Raw genomic sequence first — 1,649 nt, forward strand, 5'->3', positions numbered from 1 at the left:
ACACCGACCTGAATATCAGCAATGTCGCCACAGGAGCTTCAAGGCCCGGCATTTTGGACGTTGACTATGCAAGTCTGGCTGGTCCGGACTGGTCAACACTGTCATACCCGGAAGACGGTGCACCTACGCCAACAGACCCGGTTGTTGAGCCGGATCCTATTTCGTATACAACGCCGCCAACACCCGATCCGGTTGACAAGGATCCGGCACCGGATAACACACCGGCTACCAACGAGAGCCATCTGCTTGATGTATTCTTCACCTATTCCGATACCGACAAAACAATCGCAGAAACCGGGGAACGTTGCAGCATTGACAGCAGCCTCATTGGAGGCCGCCCCTTAACCATCTATGCCACGCCCAACGGAACCGGTCCTGAAATCGGCAGTGTCGGCCTCACTCTAATTTGCGTCTCTAAAGAAGAAGATTTTGTGCCTTATGCATCGTTTGGTGACAATCAGAATGGGAATATCTATGATGACAAATCATTGGCGGCAGTAAATCACACCGCGGAATTTATTGTCTATAATGGCAAGAAAGGTTCGGACGACGTGTTCGATAAAATCTCCTATGGCTTTACAGTGGAAAATTTTGGACCTGCCCAGATTTCCGATGGGTTGATCGCGGTTGAGAACGCTTACACGAATCCGAGCACTGTGCCGAATTTCCTAGAATCGCAGAACATCGGCAACGCAACAACTTCCAGCGACCAAAACTCTATCAAGTTTGAGGGCAGCGACTGGAATTCACTGAACCTGTTTGGCAATTTAATTGAAGAAAACGTCTTAACGTTTGATTTACAAATCGCTGCTGAAGTTGAAGCCCATGCTATTAGTTTCCCCAACTTAGTTAGGCTCAAAGCGGGTGAGAAGCCGGAGTTCTTATATTTCGACGGATGTCAGAATTGGTACATTTGGGGCTTTAGTGACACTTATGGAACCGATACTCGCACTAATTTTTGTGCCATCCCTGTGGATGAATATTTCACAATTACCGTGGGTCAATTCATATCGGAAAATAAATATTCTGCCCTTGACTCTGTGAGCACGTCTAACAGTATTGGCCCAGCTGGCGATCTTGTTTAACTTGTATTGGGGCGGAATTGATATGAGCCCTTGGTGCAATGTGCGAATAAATAAGGTCGAATGCAGTTTCACAGTTTTGTATTGTTCTAATTCACACGCTCTGGGGTGTGGAATTTAGTAAATCCTTTTCCGTTAGACCTGTTGGAACAGGCCAACACTTTTACCGCAGAGGGAATTTTGTTCGGCCGACTGGTTCAGCGCTGTCTCAGTCGGGTTTATTCCCGCATTAATAGTGCGCGGCTCCATGACACTAAAAAGCCCCAATCTCGCCCATGAACGGTCCATAAAAACCGGCATCGTTTGCGTTTAGGCAAAGTATGTGAGTGCAGAGATGACAAAAGTTGCAGAATTTAGCCCTCCGCCTCAAAGGTGTTTGGTTAATTGTGCCATCTCAGAACGAGTTCCCTGTTTAAACACGATGTTGGTTGGATGTCTGAGCCTTCCCGCTTCTTTGAAGCGCGGCGATGCTCATCATCTCAGCAAACGATCGTCAACATCATCCACGGGCCCTATCTCGGATCATCCGAGTTGCTTTTGCTTCGCGTGATGGCTGCCCTCAATGTA

General features: G+C 47.7%; 1 protein-coding gene. It reads left to right on the forward strand.

Annotation, left to right across the window (positions count from 1 at the left end; all coding sequences use genetic code 11):
* On the forward strand, positions 1 to 1,085 hold a 1,085-nt coding region (locus ACR0IU_RS22250), incomplete at its 5' end, for a hypothetical protein (RefSeq protein WP_480717786.1).
* Positions 1,086 to 1,649 lie beyond the last annotated feature (564 nt).

This window comes from Ruegeria sp. CL5 (assembly GCF_056536485.1).